The following is a 25,634-nucleotide window of genomic DNA, read 5'->3' as shown; positions in this document are numbered from 1 at the left end:
GCGGCGGACGTCGGCCGGGCGGCCGGCGTGCAAAATCCGTGCGCCGCGCTATGCTTGTCGCGTGGGGCGGCTTTCCGCCCGTTTCCGCGATTGCGCCATGACCGACTCCGCCGCCGACGCCCGTTCCGTCCCGCGCCGCGCGCGTTGCCCGCACTGCGGGCGCGGCTTCGACTGCGGCGCGCGTACGCAGCCGTTCGACTGCTGGTGCGCGTCGATGCCGGTGCTGCCCGGCGGCGCCCCGCCGGCGGCCGGCGCACGCTGCCGCTGCCCCGAATGCCTTGCCGACGAGATCGCGCAGCGGCTGGCCGGCACGACCGGCTGACGGCGTCGGCCGTGCCGCGGTTCGCGCCGTCCGTGCGCGCCGATCCGGCCCCGCTAGAGGCGCCGCCCGCTAAACGGGTAAACTGCTCGGATGCAACGAATCACCACTACCGGGCGCGTCAACCTCAGTCACCTGTTCTGGCTTCGCAATCTCGCGATCATCGGCCAGCTCGTGACGATCGGCGTCGTGCAGACCTATTTCGGCGTGCATCTGCCGTTGCCGGCGATGCTGATGGTCATCGCGCTCGAGATCGTTTTCAATGCGCTGACCTGGGTGCGCGTGCTGCGCGCGCGGCCCGAGACCAATTTCGAGCTGCTCGGCCAGCTGTGGGTCGACCTCGGCGCGCTGTCCGCGCTGCTGTTCCTGTCGGGCGGCACGACCAACCCGTTCGTGTCGCTGTACCTGCCGTCGCTCGCGATCGCGGCGGCCGTGCTGCCGTGGCACCTGATGATCTGGCTCGCGGCGTTCGCGGTCGCGTGCTACGCGGCGCTCGGTTTCGATTCGGTGCCGCTCAACATGGACAATCCGGCTAACCTGTTCGACTACTACCGTACCGGCATGTGGGCGAACTTCATGGTGAGCGTCGGGCTGATCGCGTGGTTCGTCGCGCGCATGTCGAATGCGCTGCGCCAGCGCGATGCGGCGCTCGGCGAAGCGCAGCAGCATCTGCTGCGCGACGAGCGGGCCGTTGCGCTCGGCGTGCAGGCGGCCACCGTCGCGCACGAGATGGGCACGCCGCTGTCGACGATCGCGATGCTCGCCGAGGAACTGCGCGACGCGGCGCGTGCCGATCCGGGGCTCGCGCGCTACGAGGCCGACCTGAAGGTGCTCGAGGAGCAGATGACGCTCTGCACGTCGGCGCTCGCGCGCCTGCGCAGCCGCGCGAGCGCGCCGGCGAGCCGCCAGCCGGTGGACGACTGGCTCGACACGTTCGTCGAGCACTGGCGCCTGCGGCATCCGCATGTGCAATTCGAGCTGCTCGGCGCGCGTCCGGCGGGCGTCGCGCTCGACGACACGGTCGCGGCCGGCCAGATCCTGACGATCCTGCTCGACAACGCCGCGCGCGCGAGCCCGCAGCGCGTGACGCTGGCCGCGAAGGTCGCGCATGGCGGCGCGGCCGACGAGATCGAATTCGAGGTATGCGACGACGGGCCCGGCATTCCGGCCTCGCTGCGCGAATCGCTCGGCGCGATGCCGGTCGACAGCACGCAGGGCGGGCATGGGGTCGGCCTGTATCTCGCGTTCAGCGCGGCCGCGCGGCTCGGCGGCGAGATCGAGCTGTCCGATGTCACGCCGCGCGCGGCGGGCGGCAACGGGCGGGCCGGCGGTGCGGGCAATGGTCACGCCGCCGCCGCATCGGGACCACGCGCGGGCCAGCGCACGGGCGAACGGGCAGCCGAACGGCCGGCCGGCACGCCGGACAGCCGCGCGACCGCCGCGCGCGGCACGCGGGCCGTGCTGCGCCTGCCGGTCGTGCGCGTCGCGGCGCCGGCCGCCTCAACCAACACGTAGACGGAGAAACCACATGAGCGAGAACAATTTCCTGGTGATCGACGACAACGAGGTGTTCGCGGGCACGCTCGCGCGCGGCCTCGAGCGGCGCGGTTACGCGGTCCAGCAGGCGCACGACAAGGAGGCGGCGCTGCGGCTCGCCGCCGGCGGCAAGTTCCAGTTCATCACCGTCGACCTGCACCTGGGCGAGGATTCGGGCCTGAGCCTGATCGCGCCGCTGTGCGACCTGCAGCCCGACGCGCGGATCCTGGTGCTGACCGGCTACGCGAGCATCGCGACGGCCGTGCAGGCCGTGAAGGAAGGCGCCGACAACTACCTCGCGAAGCCGGCGAACGTCGAGTCGATCCTGGCCGCGCTGCAGACCAACGCGACCGAGGTGCAGGCCGACGAGGCGCTCGAGAACCCGGTCGTGCTGTCGGTCGACCGGCTCGAATGGGAGCACATCCAGCGCGTGCTGGCCGAGAACAACAACAACATCTCGGCGACCGCACGCGCGCTGAACATGCACCGCCGAACGCTGCAGCGCAAGCTCGCGAAAAAGCCGGTGCGCCAGTAAGCGGGCGCACCAACGAAAACGGGCGGCCCGCCGGGCCGCCCGTTTCGTATCCGGTGCCGCGCGCGTTACAGCACGTAGCGCGACAGGTCCTCGTCCTGCGACACTTCGCCGAGTGCGCGATCGACATACTTCGCGTCGATCGTCACGCGCTCGCCGGCGTGGTTGCCGGCCGAGAACGACACTTCCTCGAGCAGCTTCTCGATCACCGTGTACAGCCGGCGCGCGCCGATGTTCTCGGTCTTCTCGTTGACCGCGAACGCGATCTCCGCGAGGCGGCGAATGCCGTCTTCGGCGAATTCGAGCTGCACGTCCTCGGTCGCGAGCAGCGCCTGGTACTGCTTGACGAGGCTCGCGTCGGTGGCGACGAGGATCGCTTCGAAGTCGTTCACCGACAGCGAGTCGAGCTCGACGCGGATCGGGAAGCGGCCTTGCAGTTCGGGGATCAGGTCGCTCGGCTTCGCGAGGTGGAACGCGCCGCTCGCGATGAACAGGATGTGGTCGGTCTTCACCATCCCGTACTTCGTGTTGACCGTCGTGCCTTCGACGAGCGGCAGCAGGTCGCGCTGCACCCCCTGGCGCGACACTTCGCCGCCGCTGCCTTCGTTGTTGCGCGACGTGATCTTGTCGATCTCGTCGAGGAACACGATGCCGTTCTGCTCGACGTTCTGCACGGCCTTCGTCTTCACTTCCTCTTCGTTCAGCATCTTCGCCGCTTCCTCGTCGGTCAGCAGCTTCAGCGCTTCCTTGATCTTCACCTTGCGGCGCTGCTTCTTGCCGCTGCCGAGGTTGGAGAACATCGAGCGGATCTGCTCGGTCATCTCTTCCATGCCCGGCGGCGCCATGATGTCCATGCCGGCCGACGGCTGCTCGAGGTCGAGCTCGACTTCCTTGTCGTCGAGCTGGCCTTCGCGCAGGCGCTTGCGGAAGGTCTGGCGCGTCGCGTTGTTGTCGTCGTTCGCGTGTTCGGCATTGCCGCCGAAGCCCACCGCGCGCGGCTGCGGCAGCAGGATGTCGAGGATGCGGTCTTCCGCCTGGTCGGTCGCCTTGCTGCGCACCTTGCGCATCTCGGTCTCACGCGTCTGCTTGACGGAGATCTCGATCAGGTCGCGCACGATGCTGTCGACGTCGCGGCCGACGTAGCCGACTTCGGTGAACTTGGTCGCTTCGATCTTGATGAACGGCGCATCGGCGAGCTTCGCGAGGCGGCGCGCGATTTCGGTCTTGCCGACGCCCGTCGGCCCGATCATCAGGATGTTCTTCGGCGTGATTTCCTGGCGCAGCGGATCGGCCACCTGCTGGCGGCGCCAGCGGTTGCGCAGCGCAACCGCGACGGCCTTCTTCGCCTTCGCCTGGCCGATGATGTGCTTGTCGAGTTCCGAGACGATCTCGGCAGGGGTCATGGTGCTCATGGTGCGGTCCTTACTCGATCGTTTCGATGATGCGGTTGTGGTTCGTGTAGATGCACATGTCGCCGGCGATCCCGAGCGACTTCTCGACGATCTCGCGCGGCGACAGCTCGGTGTTCTCGACGAGCGCACGGGCCGCGGCCTGCGCGTAGGCACCGCCCGAGCCGATCGCGCAGATGCCGCCTTCGGGGTCGAGCACGTCGCCGTTGCCGGTGATCACGAGCGTGGTGGTGGCGTCTGCCGTGATCAGCATCGCCTCGAGGCGGCGCAGCATCCGGTCGGTGCGCCAGTCCTTCGCGAGTTCGACGGCCGCACGGGTCAGGTTGCCCTGGTGCTTCTCGAGCTTCGCCTCGAAGCGGTCGAGCAGCGAGAACGCATCGGCGGTGCCGCCCGCGAATCCGACCAGAACCTGGTTGTTGTAGATCCGCCGCACTTTCCGCGCGCCACCCTTCATGACGATGTTGCCGAGGGTTACCTGGCCGTCGCCGCCGAGCGCGACCTTGTCGCCGCGCCGGACCGAAACGATGGTCGTGCCGTGAAATTGCTCCATCTGCGTTCCTTGAGAAAAACGGGGAAGAGTCGGGCGGCGCGACGCGCCGCCGCGTGAATCCGCAGTGCGCCGGGGAGCGGCCCGGCGCGCGTCCGTTTCATTTTAGGGCGGGCACCGGGATATCAAGAGGCGGGGGGCAAATCGGCACACCGGGAAGCGGTGCCGGAAAAACAAAAAGCGCGCGGCAGGCCGCGCGCTTTCGGGAAGCAGCGTGTCTGAGCGGAACGCCGCTCGATCAGTCGCCGAACAGCTTCTGGCGCAACTCGCGGCGCTCCTGCGCCTCGAGCGACAGCGTGGCGGTCGGACGGGCGAGCAGCCGCGGAATGCCGATCGGCTCGCCGGTCTCCTCGCACCAGCCGTAATCGCCGGAATCGATGCGGGCGAGCGACTGCTGAACCTTCTTGAGGAGCTTGCGTTCGCGATCGCGCGTACGCAGCTCGAGCGCGTGCTCTTCCTCGATCGTCGCGCGATCGGCGGGATCGGGGACGATCACCGTTTCGCGCAGGTTCTCGGTCGTCTGGCCTGCATTCTTGAGGATGTCCGCCTGCAACTGTTCGAGCCGATTTTTGAAGAAGGCGAGCTGATCCTCATTCATGTAATCCTTGTCGCTCATCTTCAGGATTTCGGCTTCGGTCAAGAGTTTCTTCGTCATCTGCTTGCTTCTTCAATGTGCGGCAAATCAAGAGATATTGCCTGCACTTTGGGATTACCCGCAACCGCGTTTGCATTCATTTGCGATTTGCCGCCGCGGGGCCGAAAGCCTCTGGAAAACCGGTTCTCAAATACCAGGATAGGCCTGGCGCGGAGTTGCGCGCGCTGCGAACCGGTGTGCTGCGCGGCACATCGCATCGGCCGCGGCCGGGAGGCGGATTGGCGATCCGGCGCGGTTGCGATGCCCGGAAAACTGGTTCAGCAAGAACCGGGCCTGTTTGTTGCCGTACTCCAGCGGGCACGTATTGTAACTGAATCGCAAGCGGGCGCCGTATCGGGTCGATCCCCGTCGGCTGCGCCAATATCTAGAAAATATAACGCGCAAATCGCGAAAAAGCGATGACGGCGAAACCCTGCCCGGAAAGTGCGCCGCGCGGGCGCCTCGGCCACCGGGAAAGGCGGCCGGGCGACACCGTGCGCGGCGGTGCCCGCGCGCGTCAGGCGAGGCAGGCGTCGAGGCCGTCGGTGATCAGGTCCTGCGGCAGGTCGACGCCGATGAACACCATCTTGTTGGTCTTCTTCTCGACCGGCAGCCACTTCGCGGCGAGGTCGCTGCCCATCATCTGGTGCACGCCCTGGAACACGACCTTGCGGTCGACGCCCTTCATGTACAGCACGCCCTTGTAGCGCAGCATCCGCTCGCCGTAGATCTGCAGGATGCCGCCGAGGAAGTCTTCCAGCTTGTTCGGATCGAACGGGCGGTCGTTGCGGTACACGAACGACTTGATCTTGTCGTCGTGGTGCGCGTGGTGGTGATGGTGGTGGCCGTGATCGTGCGCGCATTGGCCGTGATCGTGATCGCAACCGGCGTGATCGTGCTCATGGTCGTGATCGTGGTGGTGATGCGCGTGGTCGTCTTCGGCGAGGAAGTCGGGGTCGATCTCGAGTTTCGCGTTCAGGTTGAAGCCGCGCAGGTCGAAGATCTCCTTGATGTCGGCTTCGCCGAAATTCACGACCTTGATCGCGGCCTTCGGGTTCATGTGCATCAGGCGGTGCTTGAGGCCGGCGACGGTCTGATCGTCGACGAGGTCCGACTTCGTGATGAACAGGCGGTCGGCGAAACCGACCTGGCGCTGCACCACTTCGTGCTCGTCGAGCTGCGCGTTCGCGTGCTTCGCGTCGACGAGCGTGATGACCGCGTCGAGCAGGAAGTCGTCGGCGATTTCGCTGTCGATGAAGAAGGTTTGCGCGACGGGGCCCGGGTTCGCGAGGCCGGTCGTCTCGATCACGATGCGGTCGAAGTCGAGCTTGCCTTCGCGCTTCTTCGCGGCGAGATCACCGAGCGCGCGGGCGAGGTCGCCGCGGATCGTGCAGCAGATGCAGCCGTTGCTCATCTGGATGATCTGCTCGTTCGAATCCTGCACGAGGATTTCGTTGTCGATGTTCTCTTCGCCGAATTCGTTCTCGATCACGGCGATCTTCATGCCGTGCTGTTCGTTCAGGATGCGCTTGAGCAGGGTCGTCTTGCCGCTGCCGAGGAAGCCGGTGAGGATGGTGACGGGAGTGGCCATGTCGGTCGCCTGTGGTTCGTGAATCGGGGTCAAAACCAGGATGTGCGTCGCGCCCTCGCGCTGCGAGCCGGGGCGCACAACCATCCATTGAAACATACCTGTCAAGCCCGCGCCCGTCGTCCGAACGACAGGGGCGAGCGCTGGTCCGCCAGGCGCGGAGGGCCGGCGGACGCGGGTGTGCGTCTAGATCGGGGCGATCAGACGATTTGCAACAGCAGGCCCTTCAGATATTCGCCTTCCGGGAACGCGGCGAGCAGCGGGTGGTCGACGCCCGCGCCGAGCCGCTTCAGGATGCGCGCGTCGACCTTCGCGTCGGCGGCCGCGCCCGCGACGATCTTCTGGAACAGGTCCATGTCGATCGCGCCCGAGCACGAGTACGTGAACAGCAGGCCGCCCGGACGCAGCAGCTTGAAGCCGCTCAGGTTGATGTCCTTGTACGCGCGCGCCGCGCGATCGACGCTGTCGCGGGTCGGCGCGAACTTCGGCGGATCGAGCACGATCAGGTCGAAACGCTCGCCTTCGTCGACGAGGCGGCGCAACGTCTTGAACGCGTCGGCGTCGAGCCAGGTCGCGCGTTCGGCGTCGAAGCCGTTGGCGACGACGTTCTGCTGCGCGAGCGCGAGCGCATCGCCCGACGAGTCGATCGACACGACGCGCGTCGCGCCGCCCTTGAGCGCCGCGAGCGAGAACCCGCCGGTGTAGCAGAAGCAGTTCAGCACGTCGCGGCCGGCCGCGTACTGCGCGACGAGCGCGCGGTTGTCGCGCTGGTCGACGTAGAAGCCCGTCTTGTGGCCGTTCGGCACGTCGACGTGATAGCGCACGCCGTTTTCGTTCGAGATCAGCGTCGCGGGCGGCGCATCGCCGGCCAGCACGCCGGTCGTCTGCTCGAGCCCTTCCTTGTCGCGGATCGACACGTCCGAGCGCTCGTACACGTTCGGGCAACCCGTCGCGCCGGTGAGCGCCGCGACGATCGCGTCCTTCCACGCTTCGACGCCGGCCGCCATGAACTGGCAGACGAGCTGGCCGCGCGGCGCGGCGCCGGCTTCGGCGGTGTCCGCGACGTAGTAGTCGACGATCAGCCCCGGCAGCCCGTCGGCCTCGCCGAACACGAGCCGCACCGCGCCGGTGCCCGACACCATCGTCGTGCGGTGCGCGACCGCGCGCTGCACGCGGCGCTTGAAGAAGGCGTGGTCGATCGGCTCGTGCTCGTCGAAGCTCCACACGCGCACGCGGATCTGCGACTGCGGGCTGTACGCGCCGCGCGCGAGGAAGCGGCCGTCGTGCGCGCGCACGAGCACGGTCGCGCCGGGCGCGGGCTTGCCGTCGACGCGGTCGATCGCATTCGCATAGATCCACGGATGGCGGCGCAGCAGCGATTTTTCCTTGGACGGCTTGAGGGTGACGGTTTGCATGATGAGATCGAAATGGGCCGCGACGGAAGCCGACCGTTATCGGTCGCCGTGCGCGGCGGGTAGCACGGGAAGGGCGTCAGTCGCGCTTCTTCGCGCGCGGATGCGCGCTGTCGTAAATCTTCGCGAGATGCTGGAAGTCGAGCGACGTATAGACCTGCGTCGCGGCGACGCTCGCGTGGCCGAGCAGTTCCTGCACCGCGCGCAGGTCGCCGCTCGACTGCAGCACGTGCGTCGCGAACGAGTGGCGCAGCACGTGCGGATGGACGTTGGCGGGGATGCCTGCGGCGAGCGCCGCGCGCTTCACGCGCTCGCGCACGACGCCCGGCGACATCCGGTTGCCGCGCACGGACACGAACAGCGGGTGCGGGTCGTGCCTGACGAATTCGCCGCGCACCGCGAGCCACGCGTTCAGCGCGTCGATCGCCTTGCGGCCGACCGGCACCTTGCGTTCCTTGTTGCCCTTGCCGCGCACGGTGACTTCGGCTTCGGCGAGATCGAGCCATCCCGTCGAACGATAGCCGTCGGCCTGTGTATACATCACGTCGAGCCCGATCAGTTCGGCGAGGCGCAGCCCCGACGAATAGAACAGCTCGAGGATCGCGTGATCGCGGATGCCTTCGGTCGTGCCGGCGAGCGGCGCGTCCATCAGCGCGGACGCGTCGTCGACCGACAGCGCCTTCGGCAAGGTCTTCGGGCGTTTCGGCGCGCGTACCGCGGCAACCGGATTCGCGGGCATCTCGACGCGCTGCGCGAGCCAGCGGTAGAACGCGCGCCAGGCGGACAGCCGGTGCGAGATCGACCGCGCGGACAGCCCGCCCGCATGCGCGCGCGCGACCGCGCCGCGCATGTCGGCGGCCGTCAGCGCGTCGAGCGGCCGGCCGGCCGCGAGCTTCTTCAGTTCGTCGAGTTCGTGCGTGTACGCGCGCAGCGTGTGTTCCGACAGCTGCCTGACGTGTTTCAGGTTCGACAGGTAGGCGGCGATCGGGTCGTCGGTCATCGCGGGCGGCGGATCAGTGCGGCAGCAGGCGCGTGAGCGCGGCGCTCGCGAGCGTCGCGATCTGCGCGAGGAAGTCGGTGGCCATCCCGTCGTGGAAGCGGCGCGGATCGGGCGAGCCGAGCACGAGCAGGCCGAACGCGGGCGCATCGGTGCCGGCGAGCGGCGTGCGCAGCGCGAGCAGCGCGACCGAGGTGGCCGCGCCGTCACCGGCCGGCGCGGCTTCGGCGCCTTCCGCTGCATGCGCGGCCGGCGCGGCGACCGCGGGCGCGAGCCACTGCGCCGCTTCGAAGCCCGTGTTCGCGCCGCAGTACGGCGTCGACAGCCCGTTCGTGAACAGGCGCACTTCCTCGCCGACCTGGCGGGCGAAGTCGGCCTGCGCGTAGGTGTCGGCGACGTCCCACACGCGCAGCGCCGTCTGCGGCACGTCGAACACGTCGGCGATGCCGTCGGCGATCGTGCGCGGCAGCGCGTACGGATCGCGTTCCGCGATCACGCGCGCGGTCCAGCGGCTGAACTTCGCGGACAGGCTGTCGTTCTCGTGGCCGTAGCGCACGAGTTCGGCCAGCCGGCGCTCAAGATGCTTGTTCTTGTCGCGCAGCATCTCCATCTGCCGCTCCTGCAGCGAGATCGCGGCCTTGCCGTGCGGGTTCGCGAGACGGATCGTCGCGAGCAGTTCGGCGTGCTGCGCGAAGAATTCGGGATTGGCGAGCAGGTAGTCGGCGACTTCGCGATCGTTCATGTGGCTGGCGCGTTCAGTTATCAAGGACGTTGCAGGGTCAGGCGTTCAGGTCGATTTCGCCTTCGAACACGGTCGCGGCGGGGCCGGCCATCATCAGCGCGGCGGCTTCGTCGCGCGCGCCGTCCCAGCCGATCGTCAGCGTGCCGCCGTGCGTGTGCACGGTCACGGGCGAATCGAGCAGGCCGCGCCGGATGCCGGCCGCGACCGCCGCGCATGCGCCGGTGCCGCACGCGAGCGTCTCGCCCGCGCCGCGTTCGTACACGCGCAGCTTCACTTCGTTGCGCGACACGATCTGCATGAAGCCGGCGTTCACGCGCTGCGGGAAACGGGCATGGCGTTCGATCAGCGGGCCTTCTTCCAGCACCGGATACGCGTCGGTATCGTCGACGACCTGCACCGCGTGCGGATTGCCCATCGACACCGTCGAGATCCAGCGCGTCGCACCGCCGACGTCGAGCGGCCACAGCGTGTCGCGGCCTTCGCGGCGGCCGTCGAGGCCCGCTGCATCGAACGGCACCTGCGCCGGCGCGAACACGGGCGCACCCATGTCGACGACGACTTCGCCGTTGTCCTGCAGCGTCAGCGTGATCAGGCCCTTCATGACCTGCACGCGCACGCTGCGCTTGTCGGTCAGGCCGCGGTCGCTGACGAACTTCACGAAGCAGCGCGCGCCGTTGCCGCAGTGTTCGACTTCGCCGCCGTCGCAATTGAAGATCCGGTACTTGAAATCCGCGCCGTCGACGGTCGGTTTCTCGACCAGCAGCAACTGGTCGGCGCCGATGCCGAAATGACGGTTGGCGAGTGCGCGCACCTGCGCGTCGGTGAGCGGCGGCAACGCGCGCGAATAGCCGTCGAGCACGACGAAGTCGTTGCCCGCGCCGTGCATCTTGGTGAACGAGAGTTTCACTGGGTCCGGAATTCCATGACGAACAAGGCGGTCGGCACGGCATGAACGGCCGGCGGCCGGGCCGGGCGGTGTCGTTCGTCGTGCAGATCTCAACCGCAAATGATACATGCAGCCGACTGGGGCGTCCCGCGCGGGGGCGGCGCTTCGCGTCGCGCCGGCGGGCGGTATCGGTCGATCGGTCGACTGGTCGACTGGTCGGGCAGGTGACGGGCAGGCAAATTGTCGGGATACGGCGGGCGCCGTCGCGGCGAAAGCGGCGCTGGCGATGCGTGCCCGCCGCGCGGCGAAGGTACGGCGCGATCAGGACGCGCGTTTTCGTACCGGTCAAATCGGATATTCCGCGGTCAGCGTCAACGGCAGCTGGCGGCTGACGTTCCGGTTCGAAGGCGCCGATGCCGTGCTGGTCAACGACCAGAACCATCACTGAGGTGATTCAAGCCATGACCCGCATCTTCAATCCGCCCCATCCGGGCGAAACGCTGCGTGACGACGTGCTGCCGGCGCTGGGCCTGAGCGTCACCGAGGCCGCGTCGCAGCTGGGTGTGACGCGAGCCGCACTGTCGCGCATCCTGCACGGCCATGCGGGCATCTCGCCGAGCCACGCTGCGTCTCGAAGCGTGGCTCGGTGAGGACGGCGAGGGGCGGGCCGATCTGTGGCTCGCGCAGCAGTCGGCCTACGATCCGTGGCGGGCGCGCGCGAAGGGCGCGCCGAAGGTGGCGAGAGCGCAGGCGCGCACGTGACGGCGCGCCCGCGGGTTTCGCGCGGCAAGGTCAGTACAGGCTCGGCTCGCCGGGCGGGCGCGTCTTGAAGCGCTTGTGGACCCAGTAATACTGCTCCGGCATCAGCGGGATCTGCTCCTCGAGGAATGCGTTCATCCGCCGCGCGTCGAGATCGTCGTCGCCGGTCGGGTAGTGATCCCACGGCTTGAATACCTTCAGACGGTAGCCCTTGTAGTTCGGCAGCACCTCGCCGATGAACGGCACGACCTGCGCGCGGCCCGTCTTCGCGAGCCGGCCGACGGCCGTCAGCGTGCAGGCCGGCACGCCGAAGAACGGCACGAACGTCGAGTTGCGCAGCCCGTAGTCCATGTCGGCGCCGAGCATCACGGGCTTGCGGTCGCGCAGCCAGCGCAGCACGACGCGCGCGCTGTCCGCGCGGCCGACCATCTCGGCGTCGAAGCGCCCGCGCGCCTTCTTCGCCGCTTCCTCGAGCACCGCATTCGAGAACGGCTGGTACAGCGACCCGCAGCGGCGGTGCAGCGAACGATTCAGCCAGATCGAACCGGCCTCGATGCCGACGAAGTGCAGGCCGAGGAACAGCGTCGGCGGCAGGTCGGGATCGTCGAGATCGACCGCGCTGTCGACCTGGATCAGCTTCGCGAGCTTTTTCTCCGAGCCGAACCACTGCACGCTGCGCTCGACGTAGCTGCGGATCGCATGGCGGAAATGCTGGCCCGCCACTTCCTCGCGCCGCGCGTCGCTCCAGTCCGGGAAGCAGAGTTTCAGATTGGTGTGTACGATGCGCTTTCGCCGGCTGGGGATCTGGTACAGCAGCCAGCCGAGACCATCGCCGAACCGTGCGGTCAGGCCGTACGGCAGCAGGGCGAGCAGTTTCAGCAAGCCGATGGCGAGGTGCGTGGCTAGACGACCTAGCATGCGAAACCTCCGAGGGACCGGCTGGCCGGCATGTCGAGAACAGGGTGGTAAGACAGCGGAAGATGCAGCACGGGCGGCGCTCTGTGACAATTCAGGAAAGCCGCTATAATACGGGCTTCGCCGAGTTAACTGACAACTTGCGGGGCGAAGCCGGCTGGTGCCACACGCACTGCCCGGTCCTGGTAATCCGCTAAAGCGTCGCCGCTTCAGGCCCAACGAAGCTGGCTACGTGAAACCAACCGTAACCACACAGGAGCCTGAAAAAGTGGCAAACGATTATCTCTTCACGTCCGAATCCGTCTCCGAAGGCCATCCGGACAAAGTCGCGGACCAGATCTCGGACGCGATTCTCGACGCCATCCTCGAGCAGGACAAATATTCCCGCGTAGCGGCCGAAACGCTGTGCAACACGGGTCTCGTCGTTCTGGCCGGTGAAATCACCACGACGGCCAACATCGACTACATCCAGATCGCGCGCGACACCATCAAGCGCATCGGCTACGACAACACCGACTACGGCATCGACTACAAGGGTTGCGCGGTGCTCGTCGCGTACGACAAGCAGTCGCCGGACATCGCGCAGGGCGTCGATCGTGCTCACGACGACAACCTCGACCAAGGCGCGGGCGACCAGGGCCTGATGTTCGGCTATGCGTGCGACGAAACCCCGGAACTGATGCCGCTGCCGATCTACCTGTCGCACCGCCTCGTCGAGCGCCAGGCCAGCCTGCGCCGCGACGGCCGCCTGCAATGGCTGCGTCCGGACGCGAAGTCGCAGGTGACGGTCCGCTACGTCGACGGCAAGCCCGATTCGATCGACACCGTCGTGCTGTCGACGCAGCACGCACCGGACATCGAACTGCCGGCGCTGCGCGAAGCCGTGATCGAGGAAATCATCAAGCCGACGCTGCCGGCCGAGCTGATCAAGGGCGACATCAAGTTCCTCGTGAACCCGACCGGCCGGTTCGTGATCGGCGGCCCGCAGGGCGATTGCGGCCTGACCGGCCGCAAGATCATCGTCGACACGTACGGCGGTGCCGCACCGCACGGCGGCGGCGCGTTCTCGGGCAAGGATCCGTCGAAGGTCGACCGTTCGGCCGCGTATGCAGGCCGCTACGTCGCGAAGAACATCGTCGCCGCCGGCCTCGCGTCGCGCGCGCTGATCCAGGTGTCGTACGCGATCGGCGTGGCCGAGCCGACCTCGGTGATGGTCAACACGTTCGGCACGGGCCGCGTGTCGGATGCGGTGATCACGAAGCTCGTGCGCGAGCATTTCGACCTGCGTCCGAAGGGCATCATCAAGATGCTCGACCTGCTGCGCCCGATCTACGAGAAGACCGCTGCCTACGGCCACTTCGGCCGCGAAGAGCCGGAATTCTCGTGGGAAGCGACCGACAAGGCGCTCGCCCTGGCCGAAGCGGCTGGCGTCGAGCCGACGGCACGCGTCGCGTAAGCGTCGTTCGCCCGCAAAGAAAAACCCCGGCTTGCCGGGGTTTTTTTATGGGTGCCGATCGCCGGCGCAACGGCGGCGATCGTGGCGGGGCGGGTGTGCCCGCCGGCGCGCGTTCAGCGTGCGCCGAACCCGAACCAGCCGTTGCTGGCCGCGAGGCGGCGCGGGCGGTTGATGCGGCGCTGCGGGCCGAGCGCGCGGCGCAACGCGAGCGCGCGCAGCGACGACGGCTTCTGCAGCAGCGAGCGCAGGCCGGCACGGCGTGTGAATGCCTGCGCGCTCATCATCGAGAAAAATGCGTGGAACCACGCACGGATACCGTCCAGCCGGCTGTGCGCGGGCGTACGCTCGGCCAGCGCCTGCGTGCGGGCGCGGTGATGGCGCAGCGAGCGGGCAGGAGCGGGCGGCACGACGCGCTTCGCAGCGCGGTTGAAACGGGAAGTCAGACGGAATGGCATGTGAACGATGCTTCGCTTGTATGGGTGGCGCCCTGGAGAGCGCACTGGTATGAACGGCCTCGGATGGCGCAACGGATCTTACCGAAACTCGCTGCGCGCCGCGCCCGCCAGAATTGACAGGCCGCGACAGGCTACAGGGGATTCATGACGGGCAAAAGTCGCGATAAACCCTTGAGCCGCAAGGCGTGTGCCGCATACCGCCTGTCGGTGAGGCAGGTGTCGCGACGAACAGTTCCCTTGAGCCGGATCAAATCCGCGATTGGCATGCCCCTGCGCACGACAATGGCGCTGTTCGCGGCATCCGGCGCCGATTTACAATCGTCACATTCACACAATAAACGTCTGGCATCCCATGTCGTCTTCATTGCAGTCGGAATCGATCCGCGCGCAAGTCGCGGAATTGCGCGAGCGCGGCTTCGTCGTCGCGCGCGGCCTCGTCGGCGAGCAGCAGTGCGCGACGCTCAGGCAGATCGCGGAGCGCCAGTTGCGCGAGGCCGCCGAGCCGATCGAATTCGAAGCCGATCTGCGCTACCCGGGCGCGCCCGAGTCGAAGCATGCGCCGGGCGGGCACACGGTGCGGCGGCTGCTCGATGCGTACTCGCGCGATCCGGCGTTCGCCGAACGGGCGATCGCCCCCGAAATCGGCGCGTGGATGCGCGAGTATTTCGGTGAAGAGCCCGTGCTGTCGCGCGCGCATCACAACTGCATGATGACGAAGCATCCCGCGTACGGCAGCCTGACGGGGTGGCACCGCGATTTCCGTTACTGGTCGTTCGCGCGTCCCGACATGGTGTCGGTGTGGCTCGCGCTGGGGCCGGAAACGAACGAGAACGGCGCGCTGTGGCTCGTGCCGGGCTCGCATACGGCGGAATTCGGGCCGGAAGCGTTCGACGACGCGAAGTTTTTCCGCGGCGACCTGCCCGAGAACCGCAAGCTGATCGACGCGGCCACCTGCCCGCCGCTGCAGACGGGCGATGTCGTGTTCTTCCACTGCAACACGTTGCATTCGGCCGGACAGAACCGCTCCGACCAGGTGAAATTCTCGCTCGTGTACACGTACCACGGCGCGAGCAACCGGCCGGTGCCCGGCACGCGCTCGGCGTCGAAGCCGGAAGTGCAGTTCTAGGTGCGAATCGGGCGGCGCGCAGATGCCGCGACGTATCGGGCGATGCGGCGCATCGCCGGCGCATGAAGCAACGGGCGGCCTGGCCGCCCGTTTCGTTTGGCGCGGCCCGATCGCAGGACGCGGGCCGTGCGTGCGCGGTGCGGCCGCGCGATCAGCGCTTGGCGCCCGGCATCGCGAGGCCGATCAGGCCGACGAGCGATGCGACGGCCCCGCCGACGATCAGCAGGATCGTCTTCGTCGCGGGCGAACCGGTGAAGAAGCGCGACACGTTGTCGTTGATCGAATGGAACGACTGGCCGCCGAAGTACAGCAGCACGACGCCGCCGACGAGCAATGCAACCGAGATGACCCGGGACATACCAACCTCGCTGAAACGGTGATTCGAGACGCCGCAGTGTAGGCGACGACCGCGGTCGCGTCCATCGCGACGCGGCCGTGCGCGTTCCGGCCGCTTTCGCTAACATAGTCGTCGTACGACTCCTTCGCCGCCGCCGCGCCGTGCGCGGCCGGCGCGCGTCCTTCTGTCCGATGTCCTGACGGGAATTATTCATGGCCTACGAAGCAGCTTCCGAACGTTATGCCGGCATGCAATACCGCACCTGCGGCAAATCCGGGCTCAAACTGCCCGCCCTGTCGCTTGGCCTGTGGCACAACTTCGGCGACTCGACGCCGATCTCGACGCAGCGCGAGATCCTGCGCACCGCGTTCGATCTCGGCATCAACCATTTCGATCTCGCGAACAACTACGGGCCGCCGTACGGCAGCGCCGAAACCAACTTCGGCCGGCTGCTGAAGGAGGATTTCCGGCCGTATCGCGACGAGCTGCTGATCTCGACGAAGGCCGGCTGGGACATGTGGCCGGGGCCGTACGGCAGCGGCGGCGGGTCGCGCAAGTACGTGCTCGCGAGTCTCGACCAGAGCCTGCAGCGCATGGGGCTCGACTACGTCGACATCTTCTACTCGCACCGCTTCGATGCGCACACGCCGCTCGAGGAAACGGCGGGCGCGCTCGCGTCGGCCGTGCAGCAAGGCAAGGCGCTCTACATCGGCATCTCGTCGTATTCGGCCGCGAAGACGCGCGAGATGGCCGAACTGCTCGCGCAGTACCGCGTGCCGCTGCTGATCCATCAGCCGTCGTACAACATGCTGAACCGCTGGATCGAGGGCGACCTGCTCGGCGCGCTCGACGACGTCGGCGCGGGCAGCATCGCGTTCACGCCGCTCGCGCAGGGCCTGCTCACGTCGAAATACCTGAACGGCGTGCCGGCCGACGCGCGCGTGAACAAGCCGGGCGGCGGCTCGCTGAAGCAGGATCACCTGAGCGCGGACAACCTCGAGCACGTGCGCAAGCTCAACGCGATCGCCGAGCGGCGCGGGCAGAGCCTCGCGCAGATGGCGCTGGCGTGGGTGCTGCGCAATGGCCGCGTGACGTCCGCGCTGATCGGCGCGAGCCGTGCGGAGCAGGTGCGCGAAAACGTCGGCGCGTTGAAGAACCTCGAATTCTCGGCGGAGGAACTGGCGGAGATCGATCGTTACGCGACCGAAGGCGGCATCAATCTGTGGGAAAAGCCGTCCACCGATCAGGCGATCTGACCGGCAGTCGATACGGCATGCGAAACGATCTCGCGTGCCGTATCGCGGGCGTGCGGGCAACCCCTCGCATCGCCGCGGCGCAGCGATGCGTGCGATAACGCCGGGTGCCGCGCTAGATCAGCGCAGGCAGGCCTTCGACGAGCAACACCGCGACGCCGACGCCGAGGATGACGCCGAGCACGCGCAGCAGGTTGTGACGGAATTCGGTGGCGCACGGTACCGCGCCGAGAAACAGCGCTCCGGCCAGCGCCATCGGAATCAACAGGATGAAGTCGCCGATCGTGAAATAGGTCGTCATGCGTGTCTCCAGTGCCGGCCGGAGTCAGCGCGTTGGCGCTTGATTCGGCCCCATGCCGGGTGTTTCTAGTGTTGGCCCGACCCGTTTGCGAGCGGGGCGGTCAATTCGAGTATAGGCAACCGGCGGCGCTTTTCGCTATCCGAACCATTAAAAATCAGCGGAAAGCCCGCGGAAACACGCATTTTTTCCGCAAGCCAGACGAACGCCTTGCGCGTATCTTTCCCGTTCCTTTCGTTTTTCGCGCGCTGGGCGCATGTGTCCGATGCGGGCCGCCGCACCGCAGCGCGGCGCGGCGGCCCGCACGCTTACGCGCGCTCGGGTTGCGCGCGGGCGGCCGATGCGCGGAACACGAGCGCGAGCCCCGCGACGATCGCCCCCATGCCGGCGAGCGCGAGCGGCTCCGGCCGGTTGCCGAGCCACACGGCATCCATCAGCGTGGTGACGACGGGCACGAGATAGAACAGGCTCGTCACGTTCACGAGATCGCCGCGCTGCATCAACCGGTAGAACAGCAGTTGCGCGATCACCGAAATCACGACGCCGAGCCACAGCAGCGGGACGACGAACGCCCAGCTCGTCTCGAACGACACCGGCCGGAACGGCACGATCGCGACGCACAGCGCAAGGCCGATCGCATTCTGCAGCGGCAGCACGTCGGCGGGCGCCGCGCGTACGCGCTTTTGCAGCAGCGAGCCGGCGGTCAGCGCGACGAGCGAGGTGAGCGCGCACGCGATGCCTGCCGCCGACAGGCCGCCCGCACCGCCGCTCGCGCCCCGGCACACGACGAGCGCGAGCCCGGCCAGCGACAGCGCGAGACCCGCGACGCGCACGGGCTGCCAGCGTCGCTCGACGATCGCGAGCGTGAGGATCGGCTGTACGCCGAGAATCGTTGCGAGCACACCGGGCGCGATCCCGCGCTCGAGTGCGAGCAGGTAGAAGATCGAATAACCGCCCATCATCAGCACGCCGGTCAGCGCGGCCATGCGCCGCTCGCCGCGCGGCGGCAGCCAGCGCTTGCGCATGACGGCCAGCGCGAGCAGCACGAGCGACGCGAGCGCGAAGCGCGCGGTGAGAAAGGCGAATGCGGACGCGTGACGCAGACCGAGTTCGGAGAAGATCGCGCCGCTGCTCCACAGCAGCACGAAGAGCGATGTCGCGCCATGCGCGGCGAGCGCGCGTTTGAACGAAACCATGTGAATCCACCTGTCGAACGGATCGGAACGTTCCATCCGCGCGCGGCAACAGGCGGTACGTGACGACGCACGCACTGCGGCCAGCGGGGGCGAATGGAAGACGAAACGGCAGCCGGCTGGTCAGCCGGCGCGCGCTGCCGGAGGGGGCGGCGCGGCGCCGACGAGCGGCGGTGCGACAGGAGGAGGCAGGACCGACGGATGCGCGCACGCCTGCGGCCGCGAGTCGAACTGCGGCCGGGATTGGGCGAGGGCGGACGTGAGCGGATGCATCGTGTCGGAAGGCGATTGAACGCGGATGAAGGCCAAAGGTACCGCAAGGCAAGGATCGAGCGCAACCTTTGTCGGCGGCGTCGCATCACGAACGACGCGATGCGTCGATCACGTGCGTGCCGGCGTGCCGGGCGGTTTCGGCGGGCAGTCACATTCGACAGGGTATGATGGGGGTAACCGGGCGGGCAAGTACGTGCCCGGCGCAGTGGTTGATTGGAGACATTCGACGAATTCGCGGCACTTCGCCTGCTTCTTCTTCTTTTCGTGCTTCGATAAACCGTGAACAATGGGATGACGCGCAACGCTTCGTCGAGAGCGGCGCGGATCGTGCATTTGCCGGCCCGCCAGCGGGCCGGGTTTCAAGAGTCAAGAGTGGGGAACCATCATGCATATCGGGTCGATTGTCTGCACTACCCATATCGCGGTGCCGAAGGGCGCGCGCGGCATCGTCCAGCGCATCCTGGGCGACATGGCCATGGTGACCTGGTACGCGGGCGTGCCGGGTGAGTCGAAAGAACTCAACACCGAGCCGTTCTTTCTCGAGGACCTGATCGACACCGGCGAATCCGTGCTGCCGGCCGGCGCGGCGCTTCACTAAGCGGGCGCAGCACCGGACGCTCGTCTTTCGGTCCGGCTGGCGGCACAATGCGGGGCATGACAGACGCCACTTCCGCTTCTCCCGCCAGCCCGCCGTTCGCCGGCCTCACGCCCGAGTGCGTGCTCGACGCGCTCGACAGCGTGCTGATACCGGCCGGCCTGCGCACCGACGGGCGCCTGCTCGCCCTCAACAGCTACGAAAACCGCGTCTACCAGGTCGGCATCGAAGACGGTCCGCCGGTCGTCGCGAAGTTCTATCGCCCGGCACGCTGGTCGGACGACGCGATTCTCGAAGAGCATGCGTTCGTCGCCGAACTCGCCGCGCGCGAGATTCCGGCGGTGCCCGCGCGTACATTCGACGGCCGTACGCTGCACGCGTTCGACGGCTTCCGCTTCTCGATTTTCGAGCGGCGCGGCGGGCGCGCCCCCGATCTCGACCGCAGCGACACGCTGGAATGGCTCGGCCGCTTCATCGGCCGGATTCACGCGGTCGGCGCGACCGAGCCGTATGTCGCGCGTCCCGTGCTCGACATCCATACGTTCGGCTACGAGCCGCGCGACTACCTGCTCGCGCACGATTTCATTCCGGATGACGTACGACCGGCCTACGAGACGGCCGTCGCGCTCGCGCTCGAGGGCGTCGAGGCCGCGTTCGAACGCGCGGGCGACATCCGCCTGCTGCGCACGCACGGCGACTGCCATCCGAGCAACGTGTTGTGGACCGATGCCGGCCCGCATTTCGTCGACTTCGACGACAGCCGGATGGCGCCGGCGGTCCAGGATCTGTGGCTGCTGCTGCCGGGCGATCGCGAAGGCGCGTCGCGCGCGCTCGCGGACCTGCTCGCCGGTTACGAGGATTTCTGCGAATTCGAGCCGCGCGAGCTGCATCTGGTCGAAGCGCTGCGCACGCTGCGGCTGATCCACTACGCGGCATGGCTTGCGCGGCGCTGGGACGATCCCGCGTTTCCGGCCGCCTTCCCGTGGTTCAACACGCACCGTTACTGGGAAGCGCGCGTGCTCGAGTTGCGCGAGCAGATCGGCGCGATGCAGGAAGGGCCGCTCTGGCCCGTGTGACGGCACGCGCGGCATCCCCGCCGCGCGGCAGGCTGGCGAGGGCCGCGGCGCGATGCGCGCGGCCCGTCCGATACGGCTGCCTCAGAGCTTCAGCATCAGCTTGATCAGCGCGGCGAAGCGCTTGCCGTACGGCGGCGCAAGCAGGTTGCGCGTGTTCAGGCGCGCTTGCGTGAGCACGGGCTTCATCTTCGAGAACGTCACGAAACCGTCGTAGCCGTGGTAAGCGCCCATGCCGCTCGCGCCGACACCGCCGAACGGCAAGCTGCCGCACGCGATGTGCATCAGCGCTTCGTTGATCGTCACGCCGCCCGAGATCGTTTCGCGCATCACGCGGTCGATCGTGCCGCCATCCTCGTCGAACAGGTAGAGCGCGAGCGGACGCGGGCGGGCATTCACGTACGCGATCGCCTCGTCGAGCCGCTCGTACGGCACGAGCGGCAGCAGCGGTCCGAAGATTTCCTCCTGCATCAACTGCGACGCGGCCGGCACCTGCGTGACCGCGCACGGCACGAAGCGGCGCGACGCGGGATCGGAGGGTGCGTCGGACAGCGGATGCAGCTGCGCGCCGGCGGCCTGCGCGTCGCTCGCGAGTTGCTGCAGGCGCGCGTAGTGACGCGGCGACACGATCGTCGTGTAGTCGCCGTTCGTCGCCAGGTTCGGATACAGCTTCGCGAAGCGTGCCCGTGCGCGCTCGATGAACGCGGCTTCCAGCCCGCGCGGCAGCAGCACGTAGTCGGGCGCGATGCAGGTCTGGCCCGCATTCAGCGACTTGCCGGCGACGATCGCGTCGACGGCCGCGTCGAAGCGCGCGTTCGGGCCGACGATGGCCGGCGACTTGCCGCCGAGCTCGAGCGTGACGGGCGTCAGGTTGTCGGCGGCCGCACGCATCACGTGGCGGCCGACATGCGTCGAACCGGTAAACAGCAGGTGATCGAACGGCAGCGCGCTGAACGCGGCGCCGACCTCCGCGTCGCCGTTCACGACCGCGACGTGGTCGCGCGTGAAGGTCTTGCCGATGAGTTGCTCGAACAGGGCCGACGTGCGCGGCGTCAGTTCCGACATCTTGATGATTGCGCGGTTGCCGGCCGCGAGCGCGCAGATCAGCGGCCCGGCCGCGAGCAGCACCGGATAGTTCCACGGCACGACGATGCCGACCACGCCGAGCGGCTGCGGAATCACCTTCGCGCGCGCCGGCCGCAACCACTTGTTCATCGGCTTGCGGATCGGCTTCATCCAGCGCTTGCCGTGCTTCAGCGCGTCGTCGATCTCTTCCTTCGCCATCCAGATTTCCGACAGCAGCACTTCCTGCTTCGCGCGATGGCCGAAATCGGCGCTGATCGCCTCGGCGAGTGCGTCCGCATGGTCGATCAGCATCGTGCGCAGCGCGCGCAGGTGCTGCATGCGCGTCTCCCATGCCGGATACGGTGCGCGCAGGTACGCCGCGCGCTGGTCGCGCAGCAGCGCCGTCAGCGCGTCGACCGACGGCAGTGCTTGCGGGGCCAGTTCGGGCAGGTCGTTCTTCATGTCGTCTCCTCCAGTTGGACCGGGCGGGCCGGCCGGCCGTCACGCCGCACGCTCGGCGAGCGCGGCGGCGCGGATCGGGTGATGCGTGTCGCGCGGCGCGGGGCCGGATGCGACGTGTACTCGAAAACCGGTTGCATCCCGCGGCGGGCGTCGCATCCGCGCGACGGTGTCCGCCGTCGACACGCGTGTCGCACGGCACGCGTGCGCGCCCCGAGGCGGTGACGAGCGGGCGTGCGATGCTGCCGCGCGATCGCATGCCGGCGCACCGAAGCGGCGCCGGGCGACGTGTCTGCCGATCCGTATCGCGATGCATCGTGCGGCTGCGGCGATACGTTATCCAAACGGTCGGCGACGACCCGTGCCGTTCGATTTCGATCGACCGCGCGCATGATGCCGAGCGTCGCCGCGGGGGCGGCCGTTTGAAATGAAATGCGGGCCGCGCGCGTGACATCCGGACCACCCGGTCGGCACACGGCCTGCAGAATCCGGCGCTGCATCGTCGTCCCTCCCGTTTCGCGACGGACCGGCTTCTCGTGGCCGGCGTATCGCGCGAAGCGAATCGATACATCTTAAATTTAGTTCACGCGGGCGTTTAGAGGAATCGCTCTTGAATCCGCGCGCCGTGCATTCGACGGCCGTTCCTACAATGCCCGAACATTACAAGAGGAGACGCGGTCGCGCGGCGGTGCCGGGCGCCCTCCATGACACGACGGAGACGTGACATGCAATACGACTACATCATCGTCGGCGGCGGTTCGGGCGGGTCGAGCCTGGCCGGCCGTCTCGCCGATGCCTGCCCCGATGCGACGATCGCGCTGATCGAGGCCGGCTCGCATACGGAGCGCAACCTGCTCGTCAACATGCCGGTCGGCATCGCGGCGCTGGTGCCGTTCAAGCTCGGCACGAACTACGGCTACGAGACGGTGCCGCAGCCGGGCCTCGGCGGGCGGCGCGGCTACCAGCCGCGCGGGCGCGGGATGGGCGGCTCGAGCGCGATCAACGCGATGATCTACACGCGCGGCCATCCGGGCGACTACGACGAGTGGGCGCAGCTCGGCGCGACGGGCTGGGGCTGGCGGGACGTGCTGCCGTATTTCCGCCGCGCGGAAGGCAACGAACGCGGCGCCGATGCATGGCACGGCGCGGACGGCCCGCTGACGGTGTCGGATCTGCGCTTTCGCAATGCGTTCTCCGAACGATTCATCCAGGCCGCGCACGCGGCCGGCTATCCGCTGAACGACGACTTCAACGGCGCGACGCAGGAAGGCGTCGGCTTCTACCAGGTCACGCACCGCGACGGCTCGCGCTGCAGCGTGGCGCGCGCGTACATCTACGGCCGCAACCGGCCGAACCTGCACGTGATCACCGATGCGACGGTGCTGCGCGTCGGCTTCGACGGCAAGCGCGCGGTCGGTGTCGCGGTATCGCGCAACGGCCGCGTCGAGACGCTCGGCGCGCGCGCGGAGGTGATCCTGTCGGCCGGCGCGTTCAATTCGCCGCAGCTGCTGATGTGTTCGGGGATCGGCCCGGCCGAGCAACTGCGCCGGCACGGGATCGCGGTCGTGCAGGATGCGCCGGACGTCGGCACGAACCTGATCGACCACATCGACTTCATCATCAACACGCGCGTGAATTCGTCGGAGCTGGTCGGCGTGTGCGTGCGCGGGATCGCGAAGATGACGCCCGCGCTCGCGCGCTATTTCTCGAGCCGCACGGGGATGATGACGAGCAACGTCGCGGAGGCCGGCGGTTTCATCAAGAGCGATCCGTCGCTCGAGCGTCCCGACCTGCAGCTGCATTTCTGCACGGCGCTCGTCGACGACCACAACCGCAAGATGCACTGGGGGTTCGGCTATTCGCTGCACGTGTGTGCGCTGCGGCCGTTCAGCCGCGGCACGGTCGCGCTCGCGAGCGGCGATGCGCGCGACGCGCCGCTGATCGATCCGCGCTTCTTCAGCGATTCACGCGATCTCGACCTGCTCGTGCGCGGCACGCAGGCGATGCGCCGCATCCTGTCGCAGGCGCCGCTCGCGTCGCAGGGCGGCCGCGAGCTGTACACGCGGGCGGACCAGAGCGAAGCCGAGCTGCGCGCGACGATCGTCGCGCATGCCGACACGATCTACCACCCGGTCGGCACGTGCCGGATGGGCTCGGACCCGCGTGCGGTCGTCGATCCGCAGTTGCGCGTGCGCGGCGTCGAAGGGCTGCGGGTGGTCGATGCGTCGGTGATGCCGACACTGGTCGGCGGGAACACGAATGCGCCGTCGGTGATGATCGGCGAGCGCGCGGCGGACTTCATCGTCGCGGCGCGCAAGGGCGGGGTACCGCGCGGCGAGGCGGCTGCCGCGGTGCACGGCCGCTGAGCGCGGCGCGCGCACGGCAGCGGCCATGCTCAGGCAAACGTATCGACGAGGCCGGCGCGGCTCACGCTCGCGGCGGCCGGTGCGGATTGCGCAACGTCGGCCGGTGCATCGACGGCTGACGGTTCGCCGTTTCCGCGCCGCGACGACTGGCCGCCGGAGAAGGTCTGTTGCGGGTTCTGCTGCGGGGAAGCGAAGCCGCCGTCGCTGACGGTCGTGCTGCCGAGCCCGAGCCCGCCCGCTTCCATCGCCTCGCGCAGCTTCGGCAGCGCGGCTTCGACGGCTTCGCGCACCTGTGCGTGCTGCGACACGAACAGCGCGTGCGCATGGTTGTCCGCGACGCGCAGCACGACCTGCAGCGGCCCGAGATCGGGCGGGTTGAGCGTCAGCTCGGCGCTCTGCTGGTGCGCATTCGACAGGAACACGACCTTCTGGCTCAGGGCGTCCGTCCAGTCGGCGCTGCCGACGTGCGGCGCGAGCACGTGCGCGTTGGCGGAGGCGATCGCACCGGCGGCCGGCGACAGCTGCAGGTTCGCCTGCGCGGCGGCCGCGGCCGTTGCGCCGGCCGCGAGCGTCGCGCTGGCGGCCGGATCGGTCGCGTCGCCGGCGGCCGCGAGGGCATGCTGCGCGCCGGACTGCGCGTTCGCGTCGGCCTGCAGCGCCTGCGGCGTGGCCTGGGCCGGCGCCTGCTGGGTGGCGAGCGCGCCTTTCGCATCGGCGAGCGTACGGTCGAACGTCGGCACCTTCGGCGTCAGCGGCGCGGCGGCGCTCGACGCGGTAGCCGCCGGCGCCGAGGTCGTTGCCGCTGCGGACGTGCCGGTTGCCGGCAGCGCGATCGCGCCCGCACCGCCCGTCAGCTTGGCGAGCGCGGCTTGCAGCGCGTCGCGGCTCGACGCCGGTTCGAGCGGCAGGGCAGCCGTATCCCGGGTTGCATGATCGGCCAGCGTCGCCGTGGCGTCGGGCTGGCCGGACACGGCCGTTTTTTGCGTCGTGTCGGCGACAGCGGCAGCGGCGGCGGTGCCAGCCGCATCGGCCGGCGTCGCCGCGTTGTCCGTGCGCGCCTGCAGTTGCGCCTGCACGGCCGCGGCGGCCGCGAGCGCGGCGGCGTCCGGACTGGTCGTCGCGTTCGCGGCGTCGGTCGACTTGTCGTCGTCGTCCGTGCCCGACGGCTTCGTGCCGGCGGCCGGCTTCGACGCGGCCTGCGTCGTCGACGCATCGGGCGCGGCGGTACTCGACGCGTCGCGACGCGTGACGACGCTTTGCTTCAGCGTCTGCGCGAACGGCACGGCGGTCGCGGTCGCCGATGCATCGTTGCCGGCGGCGGATGAACCCGCGCCGCGGGCGGCCTTGAGTGCGGCGCCGGCGGTATCGAGCAGCGCGCCGAGCAGGGGCAGGGGAGGCATGTCGGTTCT

Annotated in this window: 25 protein-coding genes and 1 pseudogene; 11 read left to right on the top strand and 15 right to left on the bottom strand. The window is 68.4% G+C overall.

Annotated features, from left to right (window positions below; translation table 11 throughout):
- Positions 1–97 precede the first annotated feature (97 nt).
- The 3 genes from AC0KUR_RS17305 to AC0KUR_RS17295 all read left to right on the top strand — a co-directional run bounded on the left by AC0KUR_RS17305 (position 98) and on the right by AC0KUR_RS17295 (position 2,390).
- Complete coding sequence (locus AC0KUR_RS17305; protein ID WP_034190250.1) at positions 98–322, top strand: cysteine-rich CWC family protein; 225 nt, start codon at positions 98–100, stop codon at positions 320–322.
- 90 nt (positions 323–412) lie between these two features.
- On the top strand, positions 413–1,834 hold the full coding sequence (locus AC0KUR_RS17300; RefSeq protein WP_473376216.1) for an ATP-binding protein: 1,422 nt from the start codon (positions 413–415) through the stop codon (positions 1,832–1,834).
- Between the two features lie 13 nt (positions 1,835–1,847).
- Entirely contained in the window at positions 1,848–2,390 is a 543-nt protein-coding gene (locus tag AC0KUR_RS17295) for a response regulator transcription factor (RefSeq protein WP_021156278.1), read from the top strand.
- Positions 2,391–2,455: 65 nt separating this feature from the next.
- Here the strand turns inward: AC0KUR_RS17295 and hslU are convergent, their stop codons facing one another.
- The 8 genes from hslU to dapF form a co-directional block, all read right to left on the bottom strand.
- A complete protein-coding gene (gene hslU / locus AC0KUR_RS17290) occupies positions 2,456–3,799 on the bottom strand; it encodes an ATP-dependent protease ATPase subunit HslU (protein WP_034190252.1) in 1,344 nt (447 codons plus the stop codon).
- 10 nt (positions 3,800–3,809) lie between these two features.
- Positions 3,810–4,346: an ATP-dependent protease subunit HslV gene (hslV, locus tag AC0KUR_RS17285; protein ID WP_006477497.1), complete on the bottom strand. Its 537-nt coding sequence runs from the start codon at positions 4,344–4,346 to the stop codon at positions 3,810–3,812.
- Positions 4,347–4,581: 235 nt separating this feature from the next.
- Positions 4,582–4,998 carry an RNA polymerase-binding protein DksA gene (gene dksA / locus AC0KUR_RS17280; protein ID WP_006477498.1) on the bottom strand — a complete coding sequence of 139 codons (417 nt, stop codon included), beginning with the start codon at positions 4,996–4,998 and terminating at the stop codon, positions 4,582–4,584.
- A gap of 496 nt (positions 4,999–5,494) precedes the next feature.
- Positions 5,495–6,568, bottom strand: a complete 1,074-nt coding sequence (locus AC0KUR_RS17275) for a CobW family GTP-binding protein (RefSeq protein WP_473376215.1) — start codon at positions 6,566–6,568, stop codon at positions 5,495–5,497.
- A gap of 197 nt (positions 6,569–6,765) precedes the next feature.
- Positions 6,766–7,980 (bottom strand): class I SAM-dependent rRNA methyltransferase, encoded by a 1,215-nt coding sequence (locus tag AC0KUR_RS17270; RefSeq protein WP_049035196.1) that lies wholly within the window; start codon positions 7,978–7,980, stop codon positions 6,766–6,768.
- Positions 7,981–8,056: 76 nt separating this feature from the next.
- A complete protein-coding gene (gene xerC / locus AC0KUR_RS17265; RefSeq protein ID WP_034190254.1) occupies positions 8,057–8,977 on the bottom strand; it encodes a tyrosine recombinase XerC in 921 nt (306 codons plus the stop codon).
- 13 nt (positions 8,978–8,990) lie between these two features.
- Positions 8,991–9,716 carry a DUF484 family protein gene (locus tag AC0KUR_RS17260; protein ID WP_034190255.1) on the bottom strand — a complete coding sequence of 242 codons (726 nt, stop codon included), beginning with the start codon at positions 9,714–9,716 and terminating at the stop codon, positions 8,991–8,993.
- 37 nt (positions 9,717–9,753) lie between these two features.
- On the bottom strand, positions 9,754–10,623 hold the full coding sequence (dapF, locus tag AC0KUR_RS17255; protein WP_034190256.1) for a diaminopimelate epimerase: 870 nt from the start codon (positions 10,621–10,623) through the stop codon (positions 9,754–9,756).
- Positions 10,624–10,888: 265 nt separating this feature from the next.
- Between dapF and AC0KUR_RS17250 the strand changes: the two genes are divergently transcribed.
- Positions 10,889–11,050 carry a hypothetical protein gene (locus AC0KUR_RS17250; protein WP_473376214.1) on the top strand — a complete coding sequence of 54 codons (162 nt, stop codon included), beginning with the start codon at positions 10,889–10,891 and terminating at the stop codon, positions 11,048–11,050.
- A 13-nt stretch (positions 11,051–11,063) separates the two neighbouring features.
- Positions 11,064–11,364: pseudogene (locus AC0KUR_RS17245) on the top strand (HigA family addiction module antitoxin).
- A gap of 30 nt (positions 11,365–11,394) precedes the next feature.
- Here AC0KUR_RS17245 and lpxL read toward each other — a convergent pair.
- Positions 11,395–12,279 carry a lauroyl acyltransferase LpxL gene (lpxL, locus tag AC0KUR_RS17240; protein ID WP_034190258.1) on the bottom strand — a complete coding sequence of 295 codons (885 nt, stop codon included), beginning with the start codon at positions 12,277–12,279 and terminating at the stop codon, positions 11,395–11,397.
- Between the two features lie 265 nt (positions 12,280–12,544).
- Here lpxL and metK point away from each other — a divergent pair, with 265 nt between their 5' ends.
- A complete protein-coding gene (gene metK / locus AC0KUR_RS17235) occupies positions 12,545–13,732 on the top strand; it encodes a methionine adenosyltransferase (protein ID WP_011546455.1) in 1,188 nt (395 codons plus the stop codon).
- 113 nt (positions 13,733–13,845) lie between these two features.
- On the opposite strand, the gene AC0KUR_RS17230 is transcribed toward metK, so the two are convergent.
- Positions 13,846–14,187 carry a hypothetical protein gene (locus AC0KUR_RS17230; RefSeq protein ID WP_034190259.1) on the bottom strand — a complete coding sequence of 114 codons (342 nt, stop codon included), beginning with the start codon at positions 14,185–14,187 and terminating at the stop codon, positions 13,846–13,848.
- A gap of 352 nt (positions 14,188–14,539) precedes the next feature.
- Here AC0KUR_RS17230 and AC0KUR_RS17225 point away from each other — a divergent pair, with 352 nt between their 5' ends.
- Positions 14,540–15,313 carry a phytanoyl-CoA dioxygenase family protein gene (locus AC0KUR_RS17225; protein ID WP_049028738.1) on the top strand — a complete coding sequence of 258 codons (774 nt, stop codon included), beginning with the start codon at positions 14,540–14,542 and terminating at the stop codon, positions 15,311–15,313.
- A 151-nt stretch (positions 15,314–15,464) separates the two neighbouring features.
- Here the strand turns inward: AC0KUR_RS17225 and AC0KUR_RS17220 are convergent, their stop codons facing one another.
- Entirely contained in the window at positions 15,465–15,671 is a 207-nt protein-coding gene (locus AC0KUR_RS17220; protein WP_034190261.1) for a DUF3185 family protein, read from the bottom strand.
- 191 nt (positions 15,672–15,862) lie between these two features.
- Here AC0KUR_RS17220 and mgrA point away from each other — a divergent pair, with 191 nt between their 5' ends.
- Positions 15,863–16,906, top strand: a complete 1,044-nt coding sequence (gene mgrA / locus AC0KUR_RS17215; RefSeq protein ID WP_034190262.1) for an L-glyceraldehyde 3-phosphate reductase — start codon at positions 15,863–15,865, stop codon at positions 16,904–16,906.
- Positions 16,907–17,018: 112 nt separating this feature from the next.
- Here the strand turns inward: mgrA and AC0KUR_RS17210 are convergent, their stop codons facing one another.
- Both AC0KUR_RS17210 and AC0KUR_RS17205 read right to left on the bottom strand, forming a co-directional pair.
- Positions 17,019–17,204 carry a hypothetical protein gene (locus AC0KUR_RS17210; RefSeq protein WP_011353526.1) on the bottom strand — a complete coding sequence of 62 codons (186 nt, stop codon included), beginning with the start codon at positions 17,202–17,204 and terminating at the stop codon, positions 17,019–17,021.
- A gap of 305 nt (positions 17,205–17,509) precedes the next feature.
- Positions 17,510–18,397 carry a DMT family transporter gene (locus AC0KUR_RS17205; RefSeq protein ID WP_034190263.1) on the bottom strand — a complete coding sequence of 296 codons (888 nt, stop codon included), beginning with the start codon at positions 18,395–18,397 and terminating at the stop codon, positions 17,510–17,512.
- Between the two features lie 655 nt (positions 18,398–19,052).
- Between AC0KUR_RS17205 and AC0KUR_RS17200 the strand changes: the two genes are divergently transcribed.
- Positions 19,053–19,265, top strand: a complete 213-nt coding sequence (locus AC0KUR_RS17200; protein WP_006477514.1) for a hypothetical protein — start codon at positions 19,053–19,055, stop codon at positions 19,263–19,265.
- A gap of 56 nt (positions 19,266–19,321) precedes the next feature.
- Positions 19,322–20,338, top strand: a complete 1,017-nt coding sequence (locus AC0KUR_RS17195) for a serine/threonine protein kinase (RefSeq protein ID WP_473376213.1) — start codon at positions 19,322–19,324, stop codon at positions 20,336–20,338.
- An 81-nt stretch (positions 20,339–20,419) separates the two neighbouring features.
- On the opposite strand, the gene AC0KUR_RS17190 is transcribed toward AC0KUR_RS17195, so the two are convergent.
- A complete protein-coding gene (locus AC0KUR_RS17190) occupies positions 20,420–21,862 on the bottom strand; it encodes a coniferyl aldehyde dehydrogenase (protein ID WP_473376212.1) in 1,443 nt (480 codons plus the stop codon).
- A gap of 722 nt (positions 21,863–22,584) precedes the next feature.
- Here AC0KUR_RS17190 and AC0KUR_RS17185 point away from each other — a divergent pair.
- Entirely contained in the window at positions 22,585–24,225 is a 1,641-nt protein-coding gene (locus AC0KUR_RS17185) for a GMC family oxidoreductase (RefSeq protein ID WP_473376211.1), read from the top strand.
- Between the two features lie 29 nt (positions 24,226–24,254).
- On the opposite strand, the gene AC0KUR_RS17180 is transcribed toward AC0KUR_RS17185, so the two are convergent.
- Complete coding sequence (locus tag AC0KUR_RS17180) at positions 24,255–25,625, bottom strand: flagellar hook-length control protein FliK (RefSeq protein ID WP_473376210.1); 1,371 nt, start codon at positions 25,623–25,625, stop codon at positions 24,255–24,257.
- Between the last annotated feature and the right edge of the window lie 9 nt (positions 25,626–25,634).

Source organism: Burkholderia sp. YHN3-13 (assembly GCF_055810675.1).
Note: the sequence above shows the minus strand (reverse complement) of the source record. Positions and strands in the feature narration are given on the sequence as shown.